This window comes from Acidovorax sp. YS12 (genome assembly GCA_021496925.1).
GTDB lineage: Bacteria > Pseudomonadota > Gammaproteobacteria > Burkholderiales > Burkholderiaceae_C > Paenacidovorax.
In genome coordinates this window covers 239,106-255,622 of sequence record CP053915.1, presented here as the reverse complement: position 1 = coordinate 255,622, position 16,517 = coordinate 239,106, and the positions used below count along the sequence as shown (strand labels likewise).

The following is a 16,517-nucleotide window of genomic DNA, read 5'->3' as shown; positions in this document are numbered from 1 at the left end:
ACAGCCCATGAATACGCTGGAGCCCCTGCGCAGCCGCTACCGCAGCGACAAGGCGGCGCTCGTGGCCTCCCTGACCCAGGGCCGCTCCACCCGCAGCGCCCGGCGGTTGTTGCGCCAGCTCTCGCTGCTGGCCGACCAGTTGCTGCAATGCCTGTGGCAGCGCGCCGGACTGCCCGGCACGCTGGCCCTGGTTGCCGTGGGCGGCTATGGCAGGGCGCAGCTTTTTCCCTATTCCGACGTCGATGTCCTAGTGCTGCTGCCCGAGGAGGCCGACGAGCCGCTGCGCGAACGCATCGCGGCCTTCATTGGCCACTGCTGGGACGCGGGGCTGGAAATCGGCTCCAGCGTGCGCACCGTGCCCGAATGCCTGGCCGAGTCGGCCAAGGATGTCACGGTGCAGACCGCGCTGCTCGAAGCCCGGCTGGTGGCGGGCGACGGCGCACTGTTCCAGCGCATGCGCACCGACTTCAACGCCCAGCTCGACCCGCAGGCCTTCCTGGTGGCCAAGACGCTGGAGATGAACCAGCGCCACACCAAGTACGAGAACACCCCCTACGCGCTGGAGCCCAACTGCAAGGAATCCCCCGGCGGCCTGCGCGACCTGCACATCGTGCTCTGGGTGGCCCAGGCGGCAGGCCTGGGCAAGAGCTGGCGCGAACTGGCCGCCAACGGCTTGGCCACGCCGTTCGAGCTGCGCCAGATCGAGCGCAACGAAGCCCTGCTGTTTCTCATCCGGGCACGCCTGCACGCCCTGGCTGGCCGGCACGAAGACCGCCTGGTGTTCGATCTGCAGACGGCCGTCGCCGAATCGTTCGGCTACCAGTCGAGCTTCACGCCGGACGGCAAGCGCCTGCAGATGCGCGCCAGCGAGGCGCTCATGCGCCGCTACTACTGGGCCGCCAAGGCGGTGACGCAGCTGAGCCAGATCCTGCTGCAGGGCATCGCCGCGCGCCTGGCCCCCTCGACGCAGGAGCTGCGCCCGATCAATGCGCACTTCTTCGACAAGGGCGGACTGATCGAGGTGGCCAGCGACGACCTGTACCAGCGCGCGCCGCAGGCCATCCTGGAAACCTTTCTGCTCTACGAGCGCACGCCGGGCCTGAAGGACCTGTCGGCACGCACGCTGCGCGCGCTCTACAACACGCGCGGCGTGATGGACGGCGCCTTCCGCCGCGACCCGGCCAACCGTGCGTGCTTCCTGCAGATCCTGCAGCAGCCCGAGGGCATCACCCGCACCATGCGGCTGATGAACCAGACCTCGGTGCTGGGGCGCTACCTCTGGCCGTTCCGGCGCATCGTCGGGCAAATGCAGCATGACCTGTTCCACGTCTACACTGTGGACCAGCACATCCTGATGGTGCTGCGCAACATGCGGCGCTTCTTCATGGCCGAGCACGCGCACGAGTACCCGTTCTGCTCGCAGCTCGCGGGCGGCTGGGACAAGCCATGGCTGCTGTACCTTGCCGCGCTGTTCCACGACATCGGCAAGGGCCGGGGCGGCGACCATTCGGAAATCGGCGCAGTCGAGGTGCGGCGCTTCTGCCGCCAGCACGGCGTGGCCGGCGAAGACGCCCGGCTCGCCGAATTCCTGGTACGAGAGCACCTGACCATGAGCCAGGTGGCGCAGAAACAGGACCTCTCCGACCCCGACGTGATCGCCGCCTTCGCGCGCCGCGTGGGCAACGAGCGCAACCTGACGGCGCTGTACCTGCTCACCGTGGCCGACATTCGCGGCACCTCTCCGAAAGTCTGGAACGCCTGGAAAGGCAAGCTGCTGGAAGACCTGTACCGCGCCACGCTGCGCGTGCTGGGCGGCAGGGCCCCCGATGCGGCGGCCGAGATCGAGGCGCGCAAGCGCGAAGCCCTGATCCTGCTGGCCCTGAGCGCACTGCCGCACGAGGCCCACAAGCGGCTGTGGGAAACACTCGACCTGAGCTATTTCATGCGCCACGAAGCGCCCGACATCGCATGGCACACGCGGCACCTGTCGCGTCATGTCGGTGCACCGGCACCCATCGTGCGTGCGCGCCTGTCGCTGGCGGGCGAGGGCCTGGAAGTGCTGGTCTACGCGCCGGACCAAGCCGACCTGTTCGCGCGCATTTGCGGCTACTTCGACCGCGCGGGGTTTTCCATTCTGGACGCACGCATCCACACCACCACCAACGGCTACGCGCTGGACACCTTCCAGGTCATCACGCCGTCGATGCCGAACCACTACCGGGAACTCACGCACATGGTCGAGAACGACCTGGCCCAGGCCCTGGCTTCGGACGCGCCGCTGCCCGAGCCGCGGCGCAAGCGCATGTCGCGGCGCGTGCAGAGTTTCCCTGTGGCGCCGCGCGTTTCGCTGCGGCCCGACGAAAAGGCCCAGCGCTGGGTACTGACCATCTCCGCCACCGACCGCACGGGCCTGCTCTACCTCGTGGCCCGCATCCTGGCGCGGCACCAGTTAAGCGTGCAACTGGCCAAGGTGAGCACACTGGGGGAGCGGGTAGAGGACAGCTTCCTGATCCAGGGCCCGGAGCTGCAAAGCAGCGCGCGCCAGATCCAGATCGAAACCGAACTGCTACAGGCGCTGGCCGTGCAGGCTTGACGCCTTCAGGCCAGAACGTTCAGCAGCACCCCAGTCGCATGGCCGGATGTGTTCATGAAAGGCGCCTGCGCTGGCGCCGGGCGCAAACGCACCGCATCACTGGTGCTGGCCTGGACGGTATTCAAGGCGCTGCGCGCACTGTCCCAGCGCGTGGATGCATCATCGGCCTGCACTTGCAGCCCGTCGGCGCGATCCTGCTCCTGATCCGCGCTGCGCTGGGCCTCATCGGCCTGGCGGCGCAGGTTTTGCGCCGTCTGTTCCGCCTGCCGCGCTTCGCGCTGGGCCGACTGCAACTGATAGGAGGGGCGTGCAGCAGCAAGGGGAGCAATGGCAACGGCCATGGTGATGCCTCCCTGGATCAGTCCGCGCCATAGGCGCGGCGCACTTGCCCATTGAGCAATGCCATCTGCTGAACCGCTTCCTGCTCCTGCATGCGGGCGGAATCGACACGCTCGGCATCGCGGGCGGCCAACTCCTGCGCCTGCTGGCTGATGCGCACGGTCGATGACTGCGAAGACTCAGGCGCCTGTTGCGGCGAAGACCCCGCGCGCCGCGGGTTCTCACGCTCTGCGGCGGACTGGGGTACGGACTGCGCGCTGGTGGTGGTGAAGCTGATTGATTCGACAGCCATGGCTTGCTCCTGCGGGTGTCATGGTCGAATCGTCCGCCAGGAGAGCGCAAAAGTAAAGGCTTTTGCCGCTGGACGGTGCATTGGTCAATCGTCTTCAGCCATGCTTCCGTCAGGAAAAAGCACCTCGGTGAAGCCAAAGCGCGCGAAGTCCCGCACCCGCATGGGGTAGAGCACGCCTTGCAAATGGTCGCACTCATGTTGCACCACACGGGCATGGAATCCGTCCACCACCCGGTCGATGGGATCGCCATAGGGATCGAAGCCCTGGTAGCGAATGCGCGTCCAGCGGGGCACCCAGCCACGCAAGCCGGGAACGGACAGGCACCCTTCCCAATCCGACTCCTCCTCAGCCCCCAGCGGCGTGATCACTGGATTGGCCAGTACCGTGGGTGGTACCAGGGGCCGGCCAGGGTAGCGCGGATTGGGCCGTGGCGCGCCGAACACCACCAGCTGCAAGTCCACCCCGATCTGTGGCGCGGCCAATCCGGCCCCATTCGCCGCACGCATGGTGTCGAGCATGTCACGCACCAAACCATGCAACGCAGTGGTATCGAAAGCCGTGACAGGCTGGGCCACGCGCAGCAGGCGCGAATCCCCCATTTTCAAAATCGTGTGAACAGTCATAGTGGTACGGCAAAGACAGCATTCAGCATACCGGTTTAGCCCAGCCACCAATACCTGGATGCACAATCCCGCCCATGGACACCCCTCTCGCGCCCCCGCAGCCAGAGCCCCCTGCCACAAGCCTGTCGGCATCGGTCGTCGTGCGCTGGCTGTACCTGTTCTTCGCCCTGCTGTGCTTGGCATTGGGCGTCATCGGCATCTTCCTGCCGGGACTGCCAACCACCGTATTCATTCTGATGGCAGGCTGGGCGGCCGCACGCGGTTCGCCACGTATTCATGCCTGGCTGTGGACGCACCCTTTGTTCGGTAGCATGCTGCGCGATTGGGCCCAAGGCGGCCGCGTCAGCCGCCGCGCGAAGTGGAGCGCCACGGGCATGATGGCCCTATGCGCCATGGTTTTGCTGCTCACGTCGGCGCCCGCGTGGGCCCGGGCGGTGGCCCTTCTTTGCATGGGCAGCGTGTTGACTTGGCTATGGTTCCGTCCGGAACCTGGATGAGGCCACGCACTTTTCCTGAGACAGCAATATTTTTGTGTATATAATCTAAGTCTTGTTCCTCGATAGCTCAGTCGGTAGAGCGCCGGACTGTTAATCCGTAGGTCCCTGGTTCGAGCCCAGGTCGAGGAGCCAAAATTTGCAGCATCTGCAATTGCACAGGTGCATTGACGAATACCGATATTTTCCTCGATAGCTCAGTCGGTAGAGCGCCGGACTGTTAATCCGTAGGTCCCTGGTTCGAGCCCAGGTCGAGGAGCCACTTAAAACCCATCTCACTTTTTGTGAGATGGGTTTTTTATTTGTCACGCAGGGCATTTCATTGCGAGCGATTCGCATTTTTCCTATCATTGTCGGGTTTTCACCATAGAAAGACCCCTGCCCATGCAACCCTTCAAGAAGGCCCTGCTTTCGGCCTGCGCCCTGGTTATCCTAGGAAGCGCACATGCCCAAGAGCAAGTCGTCAACCTGTATTCGGCACGCCACTACGCAACCGACGAGGCGCTGTACAGCAACTTCACCAAGGCCACGGGCATCAAGATCAACCGCGTAGATGCTGACGACGCCGGCATCCTGGCGCGCCTCAAGGCCGAAGGCAGCGCATCCCCCGCGGACGTGATCCTTCTGGTGGACGCCGCCCGCCTCTACCGCGGTGAAACGGATGGCCTGTTCCAGCCCATCCGCTCGCAGGCACTGGAGAACGCCATTCCATCGAACCTGCGCGCACAGCCCACGGCAGACGGCGGCATCGCATGGTTCGGCCTCTCCACCCGCGCACGCGTGATCGTCTACAACAAGGGAAAAGTCAACCCTGCGGACGTAGATAGCTACGAAAAGCTGGCAGATCCCCAGAACAAGGGCAAGGTATGCATCCGCTCCGGCTCGCACCCCTACAACCTGAGTCTGTTCGGAGCCATCACCGAGCACATGGGCGAGCAAAAAGCCGAAACTTGGCTCAAGGGGCTAAATGCCAACCTGGCACGTCCACCAAAGGGTGGCGACACCGACCAGATCAAGGCCGTGGCCGCAGGCGAATGCGATATCGCCGTGACCAACAGCTACTACTTCGCCCGCCTGATGCGCTCGACCAAACCCGAAGATGCAGCGGTGGTCAACAAGGTGGCCGTCGTCTTCCCGAACCAGCAATCCTGGGGAACGCACATGAACATCGCAGGCGGCGCGGTCGCCAGGCATGCCAAGCACCAAGCCAATGCCGTGAAGCTCCTGGAATACCTTGCCAGCCCGGAAGCCCAAGAGTATTTTGCCAACGGCAACAACGAATGGCCGGCAGCCAAAGGCGTTGAACTGGCCAACCCCGCCCTGAAGTCCATGACGGGCGGCAAGCCATTCAAGAGCGAAACCATTCCAATCAGCGCCGTGGGCGCGAACATGACCAAGGTGCAACAGATGCTTGACCGCGTTGGCCTCCCCTGAGAACCACGGCCAGTATGCACAGCCCGGCACCGCCGGGCTTTTTTGTGCCGCATAATTTACGTTTACGTCAACGTCACTTACAGGAGACAAATCCATGGACATCAAAGGCAAGATATTCATTGTCACGGGCGGCGCATCGGGCCTGGGCGAGGGCACTGCACGCAGATTGGCAGCGTTGGGCGGTACTGTGGTCATTGCCGACATGCAGGCTGACAAAGGCGAGGCGGTTGCCAAGGAGATCGGCGGCGCCTTCGTGAAATGCGACGTCAGCAGCGAATCGGACGGCCAAGCCGCCGTGACCAAGGCCACTTCGCTGGGCAAACTCATGGGTCTGGTCAATTGCGCCGGCATCGCTCCTGCGGAAAAAACCGTCGGCAAAAACGGCGCGCATGCCCTGGCGCTGTTCCAGAAGACCATCACCGTCAACCTCATCGGCACATTCAACATGATCAGGCTGGCTGCCGAGGCCATGGCCAAGAACGATCCTGAACCCACGGGCGAACGCGGCGTGCTGATCTCGACCGCCAGCGTGGCGGCCTATGACGGCCAGATTGGTCAAGCGGCTTACAGCGCCTCAAAGGGTGGCGTGGTCGGCATGACCCTACCTATCGCCCGCGATCTGGCACGCAACGGCATCCGTAACATGACGATTGCCCCTGGCATCTTTGGCACACCCATGCTGTTCGGCATGCCACAGGAAGTACAGGATGCACTCGCTGCAGGCGTCCCCTTCCCGAGCCGCCTGGGCAAGCCCGAGGATTACGCCAAGCTGGTGCAACACATCCTGGAAAATGACATGCTCAATGGCGAAGTCATCCGTCTCGATGGTGCCATTCGCCTGGCACCTAAGTAGTCCGCCCTGAACAATCCCGTTTTCAGTCAACAGCAGTCGTTGGCATGCGAAGTTGGTGGGCCAGCGAGCTCAAGAGCGCCAATAGACTTAACTTCACATGAGCGCAATTGACCTTGCCCCTGGAATCCGTATCCCATAGCTGATCTCATGAGTTGGCTTGCCGTGGTTGATTGGCAAGCCAGTCCTGCTCGAACTGAACCGCCCCGGTTTCCGCGGAGGCTCAACACTCTGAGAGGATTGAGCCATGAGCAAGTCGAACAAGTTCTCGCCCGAGGTGCGCGAGCGCGCGGTAAGGATGGTGCAGGAGCAGCGCGGGGAGTACCCATCGCTGTGGGCGGCCATTGAATCCATCGCGCCCAAGATTGGCTGCGTGCCACAGACCTTGAACGAATGGGTCAAGCGCGCCGAGGTCGATGCGGGAGCCCGTGAGGGCGTGACGAGCAGCGAGGCGCAGCGGATGAAGGAGCTCAAGCGCGAGAACAAGGAGCTGCGCCGGGCCAACGAGATACTGAAGCTGGCCAGCGCGTTTTTCGCCCAGGCGGAGCTCGACCGCCGACTGAAGTCGTGAGAGCCTTCATCGACCAGCACCGCGATGTCTTCGGGGTCGAGCCGCTCTGCAAGGTGTTGCAGGTTGCCCCGTCGGCCTACCGGCGCCATGCAGCGCTGCTGCGTGAGTCTCACAGGCGCTGCGCCCGCGCCAAACGCGACGAGTTGCTGATGCCGCAGATTCAGCGCGTCTGGCAGACCAACATGCAGGTCTACGGTGCCGACAAGGTGTGGCGGCAACTGGCACGCGAAGGCACTGCCGTGGCCCGCTGCACGGTCGAGCGGCTGATGCGCTGCATGGGCGTAAGCGTCCGGCGATCCCATGTTGACCGCAGCCGGTCGCACAGGCATTGATCAGGAGTTCGGGCTCTGCCAGCGATGCGGCAGCAATTCCTCGATCCGGCTGGCCCGGTGCGTGGGCAGGCGCGTGAGCACGTCCTTCAGGTAGGCATAGGGATCGTGTCCGTTCATGCGCGCCGACTGCACCAGGCTCATCACCGCCGCCGCCCTCTGGCCCGCACGCAGGCTCCCGGCGAACAGCCAGTTGTTTCTCCCCATCGCAATCGGCCGGATCTGGTTCTCGATCCAGTTGTTGTCCACGGGCAGTTGCCCGTCATCAACGAAGCGCGTCAACGCAGTCCAGCGCCGCAGGCTGTAATCCAGCGCCTTGGCCGTGGCCGAGCTGTCGGGCAGTTTTTGCCGCTGTAACCGCATCCAATCGTGCAGTGCATCGAGCAGTGGTTTGGTGTGCTGCTGCCGCATCGCCTGGCGCTGATCGGCGTTCAGTTCCTTGACCTCGCGTTCGATGTCATAGACCTTGGTGAACTGCTCCAGCGCGAAGCCGGCGATCTGGCTCTTGTTCGCCGCATGCAGATCGAAGAACTTGCGCCGGGCGTGCGCCAGGCAGCCAACTTCGGTCACGCCACTGGCGATCAAGGCCTTGCGAAGTCGTCGCAGATCAGCGCACCCTTCCAGTCGCCCAGGAAGTGGCGCGCATGCAACTGCTCAATCTCGACGGCGACGGCCGCCAGATCGGCTTCGATCTCGTCATCGAGCAGGCTACGCTGCTCGGCATTGAAGCGCTCCGACTGGGCGGCGAACTTCATGCGCTTCAAGAGCGCGTTCTCGTGGGTGAGCTTGGCGTTCAGGGCCTGGCTATGGCGCAACTGGGCCAGCAGCCGCGTGGTCATCTCGCGCAGTTGCTCTGCGCTCAGATCGTCCAGGGATTGGGGCGGCATCAACATCAGCGCCAGTGTGCCAAGGATGGCACGGCGCTTTCACGCGCAGATGTACCGATTGCACACCCGCTTCAGACCACGGTGATGACGCCAGCGTCTCCCATGCGTCGCCAAGGCAGGCCCAGCACCAGGGCTTGGAGCTGATCGGACTCCAACTGCCACTGCTCATTGCTGGTTGCCGGCCAGACGAACTTGCCCTGGTGCAGGCGCCGAGCCGCCAACCAGATGCCGATGCCGTCGTGCACCAGCACCTTGATGCGGTTGGCGCGTTTGTTGGTGAACAGATAGGCGTGATGAGGACGGGCCGCGCCGAACACGGCGACCACCCGGGCCAGGGCCGTGTCGGTGCCGGCGCGCATGTCCAGCGGGGCGGTGGCAAGCCAGGCGGCGTCGATGCGGATCATTGCCGCAGCACCTGCAGCAAACCCTGCAATGCGCGGGAACACTCGGCAGCCGCTGCCACCGGCCAATTGACCGTCACGCGGGTGCCATGGTGACAGCACTCGATGCGGATGTCTGATGAGGGAGTTGACGATGCAGCACTGGAGGCAGCTTGCGCATTCGCTGCCTGAGGGTGCATCGCCTGCGGGTCCAGTGCCATCGCGATGAAGGCGGGCACCGTGCTGGCAAGCACCGGATGGGCCTGATGCGTCGGGGTGCGAGCAGGTTGTGCATTGACCACTGGTTCAACAGCCGCATCGACGCAGGCAGGGGCGCTGCTGGGCGCAGCAACATGGGCGGTATTGGAGGCGGCCTGATGCAGACCCAGGCGATGCTCCCTGAGCCAGCGATGCAGCACATTGGCATTCATGCCATGTTGACGTGCCGTGGCGGCAATGGATGCGCCGGGTTGCTGGCAGGTGGCAATCAGCTCGGCCTTGAATTGCGCGCTGTAGACCCGGCGTGTGCGAGGGACTGAGTAGCGCGAAGTGGGGATGTCTTGAGACATGGTGTGCACGATGGTTTACGTGGACACGATGGTGCTTGCAATGCCTCGATCGGGGTAGATGGGTTGGCCGGACGGATACCCCCTTGCCGAGACCACGATCTACGAGATGGAGCAGCGCGGAGAATTCCCACGACGCTTCCGGCTTACTGCCCGCTGCGTCGTCTGGGATCTGGAGGAGGTCGAGGCCTGGATCGAGGCCCGCAAGCAAGCCTCGCGAATGAAAGGGACTTCCCCGTCCCAAGCGCAGCGCGCATTTGCGCAGAACGGCAACCAAGTGCCACGATGGGAAGTGCGATCTCTCATCAACACGCTTGTTTTATGGAAGGGGAAGTCCATGACCATCGTAACCGTAGGAATCGACCTGGCAAAGAACGTCTTCGCCGTTCACGGCGTGGATGCTGCTGGTAAACCTGTCCTGGTGCGCCCCAGCGTGGCCCGAGACAAACTGCTGGAACTCATCGCCGCCTTGCCCCCGTGCCTGATCGGCATGGAAGCGTGCTCCGGCGCACACCACTGGGCCAGGGAATTCGACAAGCTCGGCCACACCGTGCGCCTGATGGCCCCCAAGTTCGTCGCGCCCTACCGCCTCTCGGGCAAACGTGGCAAGAACGATGCTGCCGACGCTGCGGCCATCTGCGAAGCCGTCACCCTGCCCCAAATGCGCTTCGTACCCCTCAAGACTATCGAACTACAAGGGCTTCCCCACATTCACAAGCAATACTTCCCCCCTGTGTTTATCGCGCAGCGATAGACCCAGGCATGGTTTTCAACGGTTTCAGCTCAGTTCCCAGCCTTGCGCGTGCAGTGCGTCGATGCTTCTTGGCAAACGGTGCGGACGGCGTGACTACAAACGGTCATTGCGCTGCCTATTCTGTTGACAGCAAACCCTGATGAAAGACGCGCGCCGGGGGCTCCATTCGTTAGTCGGGTCTTGGGATCTCTCCCATGGCTCCCCTCCAGTTAACCGAGCATTCCCCAGCGCAGGTCCAACCTTTTGCACATCAACGACTGCCTTCACGCGGCGGATTCCTGATCTGTCGGGCTTGTCTTGCTTGCGTTGTTTGTCTTGCTTGGCCTGATCGGCTCAGGCGGGCATCTTGAAGCCCTCTCCCCGCTGCAGCACCGCCCAGCACATTCGAGCGTTCTTGGCGGCTATCGCCACTACCGCGCGCCAGTAGCCCCGCCGCTCGGCCACGCTGCGCGCCCAGCGGCTGATGGGGTCTTGCTTGGGCGCTCGGGGGTTCATGGCGGCAGCCAGCACGGCCCGCGCTCCCATCACGAGCAGGCTGCGCAGGTAAGCGTCTCCGGCCTTGGTGATGCGTCCCAGGCGCTGTTTGCCGCCCGAGCTGTATTGCCCGGGCACCAGGCCCAGCCAAGCGCTGAAGCTGCGCCCGCAGGCGAAGTCGTGGCCGTTGCCCACGGTGCTGATGAGGGCCATGGCGGTGGTCTGGCCTATGCCGCCCAGTTGCATCAACCGCTGCGCCTGTGTGCTGTGGCGGGCCATGAAGGCGATGTGGCGGTCGTATTGAGCGATGCGTTCATCCAGCCGGGTGACTTCACCGAGCAGGTCGCCGATGACGGTGTTGGCCCAGCCGGGCAGGTCTTCGAGGCAAGCCAGTGCTTCGCGCCGCACGGTGGCTGCCTTCAAGGGCAGCACAATGCCGAGTTCCGACAGCAGGCCCCGGATGCGGTTGAGGGTGGCGGTGCGCTGCTCCACGAAGCCCTGGCGGGCGCGGTGCACCATCAACTGGCCTTGTTGTTCAATGGTCTTGAGGGGCACGAAGCGCATTTGGGGCCGGGTGACAGCTTCGCAGATCGCCGCAGCGTCGGCGGCATCGTTCTTGCCTCGTTTGCCCGAGAGGCGGTAGGGGGCGACGAACTTGGGGGCCATCAGGCGCACGGTGTGGCCGAGCTTGTCGAATTCCCTGGCCCAGTGGTGTGCGCCGGAGCACGCTTCCATGCCGATCAGGCACGGGGGCAAGGCGGCGATGAGTCCCACTCGATCATCAACAGCTCACGCAAGTCCGGGTGATTAAAGGGATTGGCGTTGATCGACATGGGCCTCTACCGTCGCTTTTACCGTCAGAGAAACAGATCCTTTGCTGGCGCGGGGTTACGCGGCATCGGCTCATCATCAATCAGCGCTTAGGATACCGCAGCCAGTCGCGTGGCGAGCAAGTCGGCCTGCTCGGAAAACTTCTTCGCATCGGTCTTCTGCAACTGCGCCAGGTTGCGCAGCTTCCAGCGGATGCCCGGCAGGTGTTCGAGATGCGCGATGCCCAGCAATGACCACTCCGGTGTACCGGCGGCCAGCGACAGCAGGAAGCGTCGCTCGCTGTCGTTCAAGCCTTGCTGGATTTCGCGCACCATGCGTTCGCGGGCAGCAAGCAGCGCATCGAGCGGCACGGGCTCGGCCGTCATGCCTTGGAAGTTGTGCTCGTAGTCATGCCGGATGTCCCGCAGCGGCGGGAACAGCACTTCATGGATCGGCCGATTGCTGCTGGCCAGATAGACCACGAAGGCACGCCGGATGCCGGGCGTGATGCCCTCGTGTGCAAAGAGCTGCATCACGTCGAACAGATCCCGCGGGTGCTGCCGATCAAGCGCCGCCACCAGCTTGCCGCCGTACACATCTTCCAGCGACACCACCGGAATCTCCAGATCGGCCATCAACAGGTCGCGAGCCATCGCCGTCAGCGAAGCGCGGCGCACCGGCTGCACGGTGCCGCGCATGACGAAGTTGACTTCGACCTTGACCTGAATCGAGCCACGACGCACCAGCAGCTTGGTCTCCCCTGCTGCCGCAGCAGGCGCATGCGTTTGGAAGCCTCGCTTCTTCAACCGCTCAGCCGCTTGTCGAATAGCCTCGTTGATGTGCGCCAGTGCCTCGTCGCGCGGCAGCGTGTGATCGGGAAAGACCAAATCCAAATCCACCGACAAGCGCGGCATGTCGCGCACGAACAGATTGATTGCCGTACCGCCCTTCAGTGCGAAGGTGTCGTCTACGAACACCAGCGGCGCTACCTGCGTCAGCAGGCGCGCGGTATCGAGATAGGTCTGGTTCATGGCTTGAGCACCAGCAGGCCGTCGGACGACCGGGACACCCAGGGCCGGTCGCTACCCGTCGGTAGCGCGGCCGGGTCGAGCTTGGCTGCCCAGGGCAGCGACGCCTCACGGCCGAGTTGCAGGCACAGCCGCACAGTCTTGACGTTCGTGCAACGTTGCAACAGTTCGCGCAGCACATTGGCACGCAGACTATAGGTGCTCTCCACCAGTTCACGGGCTTCCTGCAAGGGCTGGCGCACGCCAACTTCGCTGAGCAATTCCAGCAACGCGCGCTCCGGTGCCGACACCTGCGGCGCCCCGCTGCGCTGCTCGAACGGGCCGACATGCAGCAAGGTCTCCGGCTGCTCATCGAACAGCCGCTTGCGGTGGTACTCGGCCGGGAAGCGTTCGGTGAACCAGTCTGGCAAGGACGCAGCCTTCCAGCCATACAGGTGCAGCACCGGCTGCTGCGACACGTACTGGCGCACACCGTACCAGTCCAGCGCCGACTTGCCGCCGACGTGCAGCCCCTCGAATTGGCGCTGCAACAGCAGCAGGCTGGGATGGAGCGCCGGGGGATCGTTCGGACGGCAGAACACCCCCCGCGCCAGGCGCGTGAGCCAACCCGCCCGGACATAGTGAACGGCCAGGTCGGCAGAGATGCCCAGCGTCGCCAAGTCCTCCGAGGTCAGCGGCGTTCCCGGTGCCAGCCGGGTGTAGAGCGTGTTTAGTTTGCTTGAATTAGTCGTAGCCATACTACGACTTTTACAACTTTTCCAAGCGAAAGTCAATTTGATATGGCGCATCCAGTCGTAGTTTAGATACGACAACGGCAACATATTCAAGATATCACCCCTTCGGCGCCACCGCGCGGGAAGACGATCGGGTGTCGTCTCCCCTGCCCCGCCGGAATCCCCGATCCCCCGCGATGAATGCCTCCAGCATATACGGAACCAGCGTCGTCGCATCGACCGCCTCGCCGTAGGTCTGCGCGTGCATGGCCGCGTAGCGGTCGAGGTCGGTTTTAAGACTGGCCGGGCAGGCAAAGGTGAGCTTGACGCTTTCGGTCTTGGGCAGCGGCCCCAGCCGCAGCTTCTTGGTTGTGCTCATCGTGAAGTCCCCCGATTGAAGAACAGCGGCTGGTACGGCCGTAACACCAAGTCGCGGTTGACGATGATCCGCACCGGCAGGCCGGGCCGTTGGGTCAAGGTGGGCTGGATGTTGAGGTTGCGCCGGGTCACTTCCTGGCCGATTTGATTCACCGTGTCCTGTAAGCTGTCACGCCCGGCAATGATGACGCGATCGCCATCTTGTCGATTCTCCGGCGCGGCCAGCTCGGCGCCAACGCCCAGCAGGGTCGTCAGCGCCGCACCGGCAAAGATGCGGCCCCAGTGGTAGTCCACATCGTCTTCCAGGCCGGCATAGCCGGCCGGATCTGCGCCGGCCAGATTGTCGAGCGTCAACGAAGACGTGTCCGGCAGAATGATCCGATTCCAGACGACTTGAACGCGGCTCTGCCCGTAACTGACCTGGCTGTTGTATTTGCCCAGGATGCGCGAACCCTGCGGGATCAGCAGGAAACGCCCGGTGGCCGTGTCATAGACCGGCTCTGTCACAGTGGCGATCACGTCGCCGGGCAAGTCCGACTTGATGCCCGTCACCAGCGCTCCGGCGACCACCGTTCCGGCCATGACCTGATACGGCGAAGCCGGCAGGGTCAGGTTGCCGGAATTGCGGGTTTCCGTAGAGCCGCCTTTCAGGAAAGCCTCCTTCTGGTCTTGCCGGTTCTGCACGGCGGTCGGATCGGCAGGCTGGGCCGCCGTCGAGGCCGGCCCGGCGGCCATCGGGTCGAACGCCGCATTGGCGGCGAAGCCCGGCGCAGTGGCGGCCTGCGACTGTGCGACCGGCGCGGCCGCCTGCGCACCCGAGCGGAAGAACACGGACGATGCTGCGGCAGCTTCGGCTTCCTTGCGCAGCGCATCGTTCGGGTCGTGGCCGGGAGCCGCGTAGGCGGCTGTCACCGGCTGCTGCGACTTCACGATGGCCGGGCCGAGATCGCCCGGCAGTGGCGGCCCCAGCTCGGGCACATCGGGCGGCAAGGCTGGCGGCAGCTTCGAGTAGTCCGTCGGCAGCGCATCCAGCCCTTCGGACTTCGAGACGCGATCGACGTTGTAAAGCTCGGTTTGCTCGCCCGTACCGCGCCGCTGCGGTTGCAGCGACCAGATCGTGGCCCCAAGAACGGCGACCGACAGGCCGCCGGCGAGGATGGCCAGCGTGCGCCGGTTCAGGCGCGTGACCGGACGCGGCTGGGCACGCAGTGCCACAGCCTCGGGCGCCACCTTGCCCACCGGCGGAGCGGCGAGGTCGGGAGTGTCATCCTGGCTCATGGTCAGTTCCTCCGCGCCACGCCATCGGTGCGCTCGATCCGCACCACGTCGCCGCCATCGCCGCCCAGCCGCAGTTCGGCCGCGCCGAACAGGCGATCCACGATGTAATACGGCGAGCGGAAACGATAGTTCACCAGTTGCCCGTCGCCCTGCACGCCGATGACGAACAGCGGCGGCAGCTCGCCCTGGGCAATGCCCGCCGGAAACTGGATATAGACCTTCTCGCCGTCATCGAAGGCACGCAGCGGCTTCCACGGCGGGTTGCTGCCCGATACCGCGTAACGGAAGCGGATCTTCTCCAGCGCCAGGCCGGTATCGACTGGCGCGGCGGCGCTGGCCGCCTGCGACTGGCGCTGCAAGGCCAGCATCCGGTCGCGTGGATAGTCCCAGGATACCGAGGCCATCCATGCCTTTTCCGTTGAGGTCAGCTCCAGCAGGTAGGTGCGCCGGCTGGTGGTGATGACCAGATTGGTTTTCAGGCCCGAGCGGATGGGCTTGACCAGCACATTGACGCGCAGCGCGTCGCTGCTGCCGCTGGACGTGTCGCCCACGATCCAGCGCACGGTATCGCCAGCGGCGACCGTCACCAGTTCCTCGCCCGGCTGGAGCGAAACCACGGTCACGCGCCCCGGCGAGGCATAGACCTGATAAAGCGCGCCATCGGTGAAAGACCACACCTGGATCGCATTGACGTAGCCCTCGCGTGTGGGTGCGATGCGTGCCTCGGCGTTGGCACGGGAAACACGTACCTTCTCGTCGGCTGGCTCCGGCGCAGCCGGGGCCGCATCGACCTCCGGCAGCGGCTTCAACTGCGCCGGCAACGCCAGCGGTTCGGGGACGGCGACGACTTCAATCGGCGCGGGCGGTTCGGGCAGCGGCTGGGCCAGCACTGGCTCATCGAGTGAGATGGTCGGCGGCGGCTTGCCCTGCGAGGCGCAGCCCGAGAACAGAACCGTTGAGGCCAGCAGGATCAACGGCAAAGCGTGAAAGCGGAAAGGCAGGTTCATGGCTTGGCTCCTTCGGAAAAATCCAGTTCGCGGCTCCACGACAGGCCGTTGACGTAGATACCCAGCGGGTTCTTGCGCAGGCGCTGTTCGGTGCGCGGGGTTTGCAGGACGGTGGAAAGCACGGCGTTCCAGCGTTCGGTGCCAGCGGGTGCGCCATTGACGAACCGTTGCTCCGTCCAGCGCACGTTGAAAGACGTGTCGCTGGCACGCACCACGCTGGTGATCTGCACCGTCACCGATTCCTTGCCGATGCGAGCGAATGGATCATTGGTGCGGGCGTAGTCGTTGAGCACGGCCGCGCCCCGGTCGGTGGTGTAGTCGTAGGCATCGAGCCAGTTCTGCCGCACGACGATGGGGTCGATGGACAGCGAGCGCACCAGGCTGACGAAGCGTGCCAGGTGGTGCGCGATCTGCGCATCGGCGGGCCGGTACGGCGTGGCGGCCTCGCCCACGGCGCGAACCTGTCCGGCCTGATCGACCTCGATGACGTAAGGCGTCACGATGGACTGCGCCGAGCGCCACACCAGGCCGGCGGCTATCAGCAGCGCGAGCACCAGGCAGCCGAAGGCCATGAACCGCCAGTTCTTCGCCTGCACACGCGCCGAGCCGATACGCTCGTCCCACACCTGGGCAGCGGCTTGATAAGGGGTGGCAGGCTGCGGCGTGTCGGCGTAGCGCACCTGCGGTCGTTTGAATCGCATGGGTGTTCTCCTTGA

General features: G+C 64.3%; 15 protein-coding genes, 2 tRNA genes, 5 pseudogenes and 1 other annotated feature. Of the genes and pseudogenes, 9 read left to right on the top strand and 13 right to left on the bottom strand.

Translation table 11 applies throughout. The annotated features are described in order from the left end of the window. Positions 1-7 precede the first annotated feature (7 nt). Positions 8-2,593 (top strand): [protein-PII] uridylyltransferase, encoded by a 2,586-nt coding sequence (locus YS110_01270; GenBank protein ID UJB63485.1) that lies wholly within the window; start codon positions 8-10, stop codon positions 2,591-2,593. Positions 2,594-2,598: 5 nt separating this feature from the next. Here YS110_01270 and YS110_01265 read toward each other — a convergent pair whose 3' ends face one another. From YS110_01265 to YS110_01255, 3 genes are all read right to left on the bottom strand, one after another. Continuing rightward, positions 2,599-2,934: a hypothetical protein gene (locus tag YS110_01265; GenBank protein UJB63484.1), complete on the bottom strand. Its 336-nt coding sequence runs from the start codon at positions 2,932-2,934 to the stop codon at positions 2,599-2,601. A 17-nt stretch (positions 2,935-2,951) separates the two neighbouring features. Further along, positions 2,952-3,224: a hypothetical protein gene (locus YS110_01260; GenBank protein UJB63483.1), complete on the bottom strand. Its 273-nt coding sequence runs from the start codon at positions 3,222-3,224 to the stop codon at positions 2,952-2,954. A gap of 84 nt (positions 3,225-3,308) precedes the next feature. Then, entirely contained in the window at positions 3,309-3,848 is a 540-nt protein-coding gene (locus YS110_01255; protein ID UJB63482.1) for a peptide deformylase, read from the bottom strand. Positions 3,849-3,922: 74 nt separating this feature from the next. On the opposite strand from YS110_01255, the gene YS110_01250 reads away from it, so the two are divergent. From YS110_01250 to YS110_01225, 6 genes and pseudogenes are all read left to right on the top strand, one after another. Next, complete coding sequence (locus tag YS110_01250; GenBank protein UJB63481.1) at positions 3,923-4,345, top strand: YbaN family protein; 423 nt, start codon at positions 3,923-3,925, stop codon at positions 4,343-4,345. Between the two features lie 56 nt (positions 4,346-4,401). After that, a tRNA-Asn gene (locus YS110_01245) sits at positions 4,402-4,477 on the top strand. A gap of 51 nt (positions 4,478-4,528) precedes the next feature. Next, positions 4,529-4,604 (top strand) — tRNA-Asn (locus YS110_01240). Between the two features lie 122 nt (positions 4,605-4,726). After that, positions 4,727-5,776 carry an extracellular solute-binding protein gene (locus YS110_01235; protein ID UJB63480.1) on the top strand — a complete coding sequence of 350 codons (1,050 nt, stop codon included), beginning with the start codon at positions 4,727-4,729 and terminating at the stop codon, positions 5,774-5,776. A 94-nt stretch (positions 5,777-5,870) separates the two neighbouring features. Then, positions 5,871-6,629, top strand: coding sequence for a 3-hydroxyacyl-CoA dehydrogenase (locus YS110_01230; GenBank protein ID UJB63479.1), 759 nt, complete (start codon positions 5,871-5,873; stop codon positions 6,627-6,629). 244 nt (positions 6,630-6,873) lie between these two features. Then, positions 6,874-7,481, top strand: a pseudogene (locus tag YS110_01225) (IS3 family transposase). Then, positions 7,152-7,268, top strand: a sequence feature (AL1L pseudoknot). Its footprint overlaps the pseudogene before it by 117 nt. A gap of 48 nt (positions 7,482-7,529) precedes the next feature. Here the strand turns inward: YS110_01225 and YS110_01220 are convergent. From YS110_01220 to YS110_01210, 3 genes and pseudogenes are all read right to left on the bottom strand, one after another. Further along, positions 7,530-8,419 (bottom strand): annotated as a pseudogene (locus YS110_01220) (IS66 family transposase). Between the two features lie 65 nt (positions 8,420-8,484). After that, a complete protein-coding gene (tnpB, locus tag YS110_01215) occupies positions 8,485-8,817 on the bottom strand; it encodes an IS66 family insertion sequence element accessory protein TnpB (GenBank protein UJB63478.1) in 333 nt (110 codons plus the stop codon). After that, positions 8,814-9,362 carry a transposase gene (locus tag YS110_01210; GenBank protein ID UJB63477.1) on the bottom strand — a complete coding sequence of 183 codons (549 nt, stop codon included), beginning with the start codon at positions 9,360-9,362 and terminating at the stop codon, positions 8,814-8,816. The genes tnpB and YS110_01210 overlap by 4 nt, the downstream gene beginning before the upstream one ends. A 58-nt stretch (positions 9,363-9,420) precedes the next feature. On the opposite strand from YS110_01210, the pseudogene YS110_01205 reads away from it, so the two are divergent. Both YS110_01205 and YS110_01200 read left to right on the top strand, forming a co-directional pair. Further along, positions 9,421-9,555, top strand: a pseudogene (locus YS110_01205) (AlpA family phage regulatory protein). 141 nt (positions 9,556-9,696) lie between these two features. After that, a pseudogene (locus YS110_01200) lies at positions 9,697-10,077 on the top strand (transposase). Between the two features lie 369 nt (positions 10,078-10,446). Here the strand turns inward: YS110_01200 and YS110_01195 are convergent. The 7 genes and pseudogenes from YS110_01195 to YS110_01165 form a co-directional block, all read right to left on the bottom strand. Continuing rightward, positions 10,447-11,355, bottom strand: a pseudogene (locus YS110_01195) (IS110 family transposase). Between the two features lie 152 nt (positions 11,356-11,507). Continuing rightward, positions 11,508-12,428: a nucleotidyl transferase AbiEii/AbiGii toxin family protein gene (locus YS110_01190; GenBank protein UJB63476.1), complete on the bottom strand. Its 921-nt coding sequence runs from the start codon at positions 12,426-12,428 to the stop codon at positions 11,508-11,510. Continuing rightward, positions 12,425-13,162 (bottom strand): type IV toxin-antitoxin system AbiEi family antitoxin, encoded by a 738-nt coding sequence (locus YS110_01185; protein ID UJB63475.1) that lies wholly within the window; start codon positions 13,160-13,162, stop codon positions 12,425-12,427. Before YS110_01185 ends, YS110_01190 begins: the two co-directional genes overlap by 4 nt. A gap of 94 nt (positions 13,163-13,256) precedes the next feature. After that, the gene (locus YS110_01180) at positions 13,257-13,517 is read right to left on the bottom strand and encodes a DUF2274 domain-containing protein (protein UJB63474.1); all 261 of its coding nucleotides are present in this window, start codon (positions 13,515-13,517) and stop codon (positions 13,257-13,259) included. After that, positions 13,514-14,794 (bottom strand): TrbI/VirB10 family protein, encoded by a 1,281-nt coding sequence (locus YS110_01175; protein ID UJB63473.1) that lies wholly within the window; start codon positions 14,792-14,794, stop codon positions 13,514-13,516. Before YS110_01175 ends, YS110_01180 begins: the two co-directional genes overlap by 4 nt. Positions 14,795-14,796: 2 nt before the next feature. Next, entirely contained in the window at positions 14,797-15,801 is a 1,005-nt protein-coding gene (gene trbG, locus YS110_01170; protein ID UJB63472.1) for a P-type conjugative transfer protein TrbG, read from the bottom strand. Beyond that, positions 15,798-16,502, bottom strand: a complete 705-nt coding sequence (locus tag YS110_01165) for a conjugal transfer protein TrbF (protein UJB63471.1) — start codon at positions 16,500-16,502, stop codon at positions 15,798-15,800. The genes trbG and YS110_01165 overlap by 4 nt, the downstream gene beginning before the upstream one ends. Between the last annotated feature and the right edge of the window lie 15 nt (positions 16,503-16,517).

Excerpts from the sequence above, each read along its gene's own strand:
- YS110_01255 (UJB63482.1), bottom strand. The coding sequence starts at position 3,848 with ATGACTGTTCACACGATTTTGAAAATGGGGGATTCGCGCCTGCTGCGC.
- YS110_01250 (UJB63481.1), top strand. The coding sequence starts at position 3,923 with ATGGACACCCCTCTCGCGCCCCCGCAGCCAGAGCCCCCTGCCACAAGC.
- YS110_01265 (UJB63484.1), bottom strand. The coding sequence starts at position 2,934 with ATGGCCGTTGCCATTGCTCCCCTTGCTGCTGCACGCCCCTCCTATCAG.
- trbG (UJB63472.1), bottom strand. The coding sequence starts at position 15,801 with ATGAACCTGCCTTTCCGCTTTCACGCTTTGCCGTTGATCCTGCTGGCC.
- YS110_01165 (UJB63471.1), bottom strand. The coding sequence starts at position 16,502 with ATGCGATTCAAACGACCGCAGGTGCGCTACGCCGACACGCCGCAGCCT.
- YS110_01175 (UJB63473.1), bottom strand. The coding sequence starts at position 14,794 with ATGAGCCAGGATGACACTCCCGACCTCGCCGCTCCGCCGGTGGGCAAG.
- YS110_01235 (UJB63480.1), top strand. The coding sequence starts at position 4,727 with ATGCAACCCTTCAAGAAGGCCCTGCTTTCGGCCTGCGCCCTGGTTATC.
- YS110_01190 (UJB63476.1), bottom strand. The coding sequence starts at position 12,428 with ATGAACCAGACCTATCTCGATACCGCGCGCCTGCTGACGCAGGTAGCG.
- YS110_01185 (UJB63475.1), bottom strand. The coding sequence starts at position 13,162 with ATGGCTACGACTAATTCAAGCAAACTAAACACGCTCTACACCCGGCTG.
- YS110_01230 (UJB63479.1), top strand. The coding sequence starts at position 5,871 with ATGGACATCAAAGGCAAGATATTCATTGTCACGGGCGGCGCATCGGGC.
- YS110_01260 (UJB63483.1), bottom strand. The coding sequence starts at position 3,224 with ATGGCTGTCGAATCAATCAGCTTCACCACCACCAGCGCGCAGTCCGTA.
- YS110_01270 (UJB63485.1), top strand. The coding sequence starts at position 8 with ATGAATACGCTGGAGCCCCTGCGCAGCCGCTACCGCAGCGACAAGGCG.
- tnpB (UJB63478.1), bottom strand. The coding sequence starts at position 8,817 with ATGATCCGCATCGACGCCGCCTGGCTTGCCACCGCCCCGCTGGACATG.
- YS110_01210 (UJB63477.1), bottom strand. The coding sequence starts at position 9,362 with ATGTCTCAAGACATCCCCACTTCGCGCTACTCAGTCCCTCGCACACGC.
- YS110_01180 (UJB63474.1), bottom strand. The coding sequence starts at position 13,517 with ATGAGCACAACCAAGAAGCTGCGGCTGGGGCCGCTGCCCAAGACCGAA.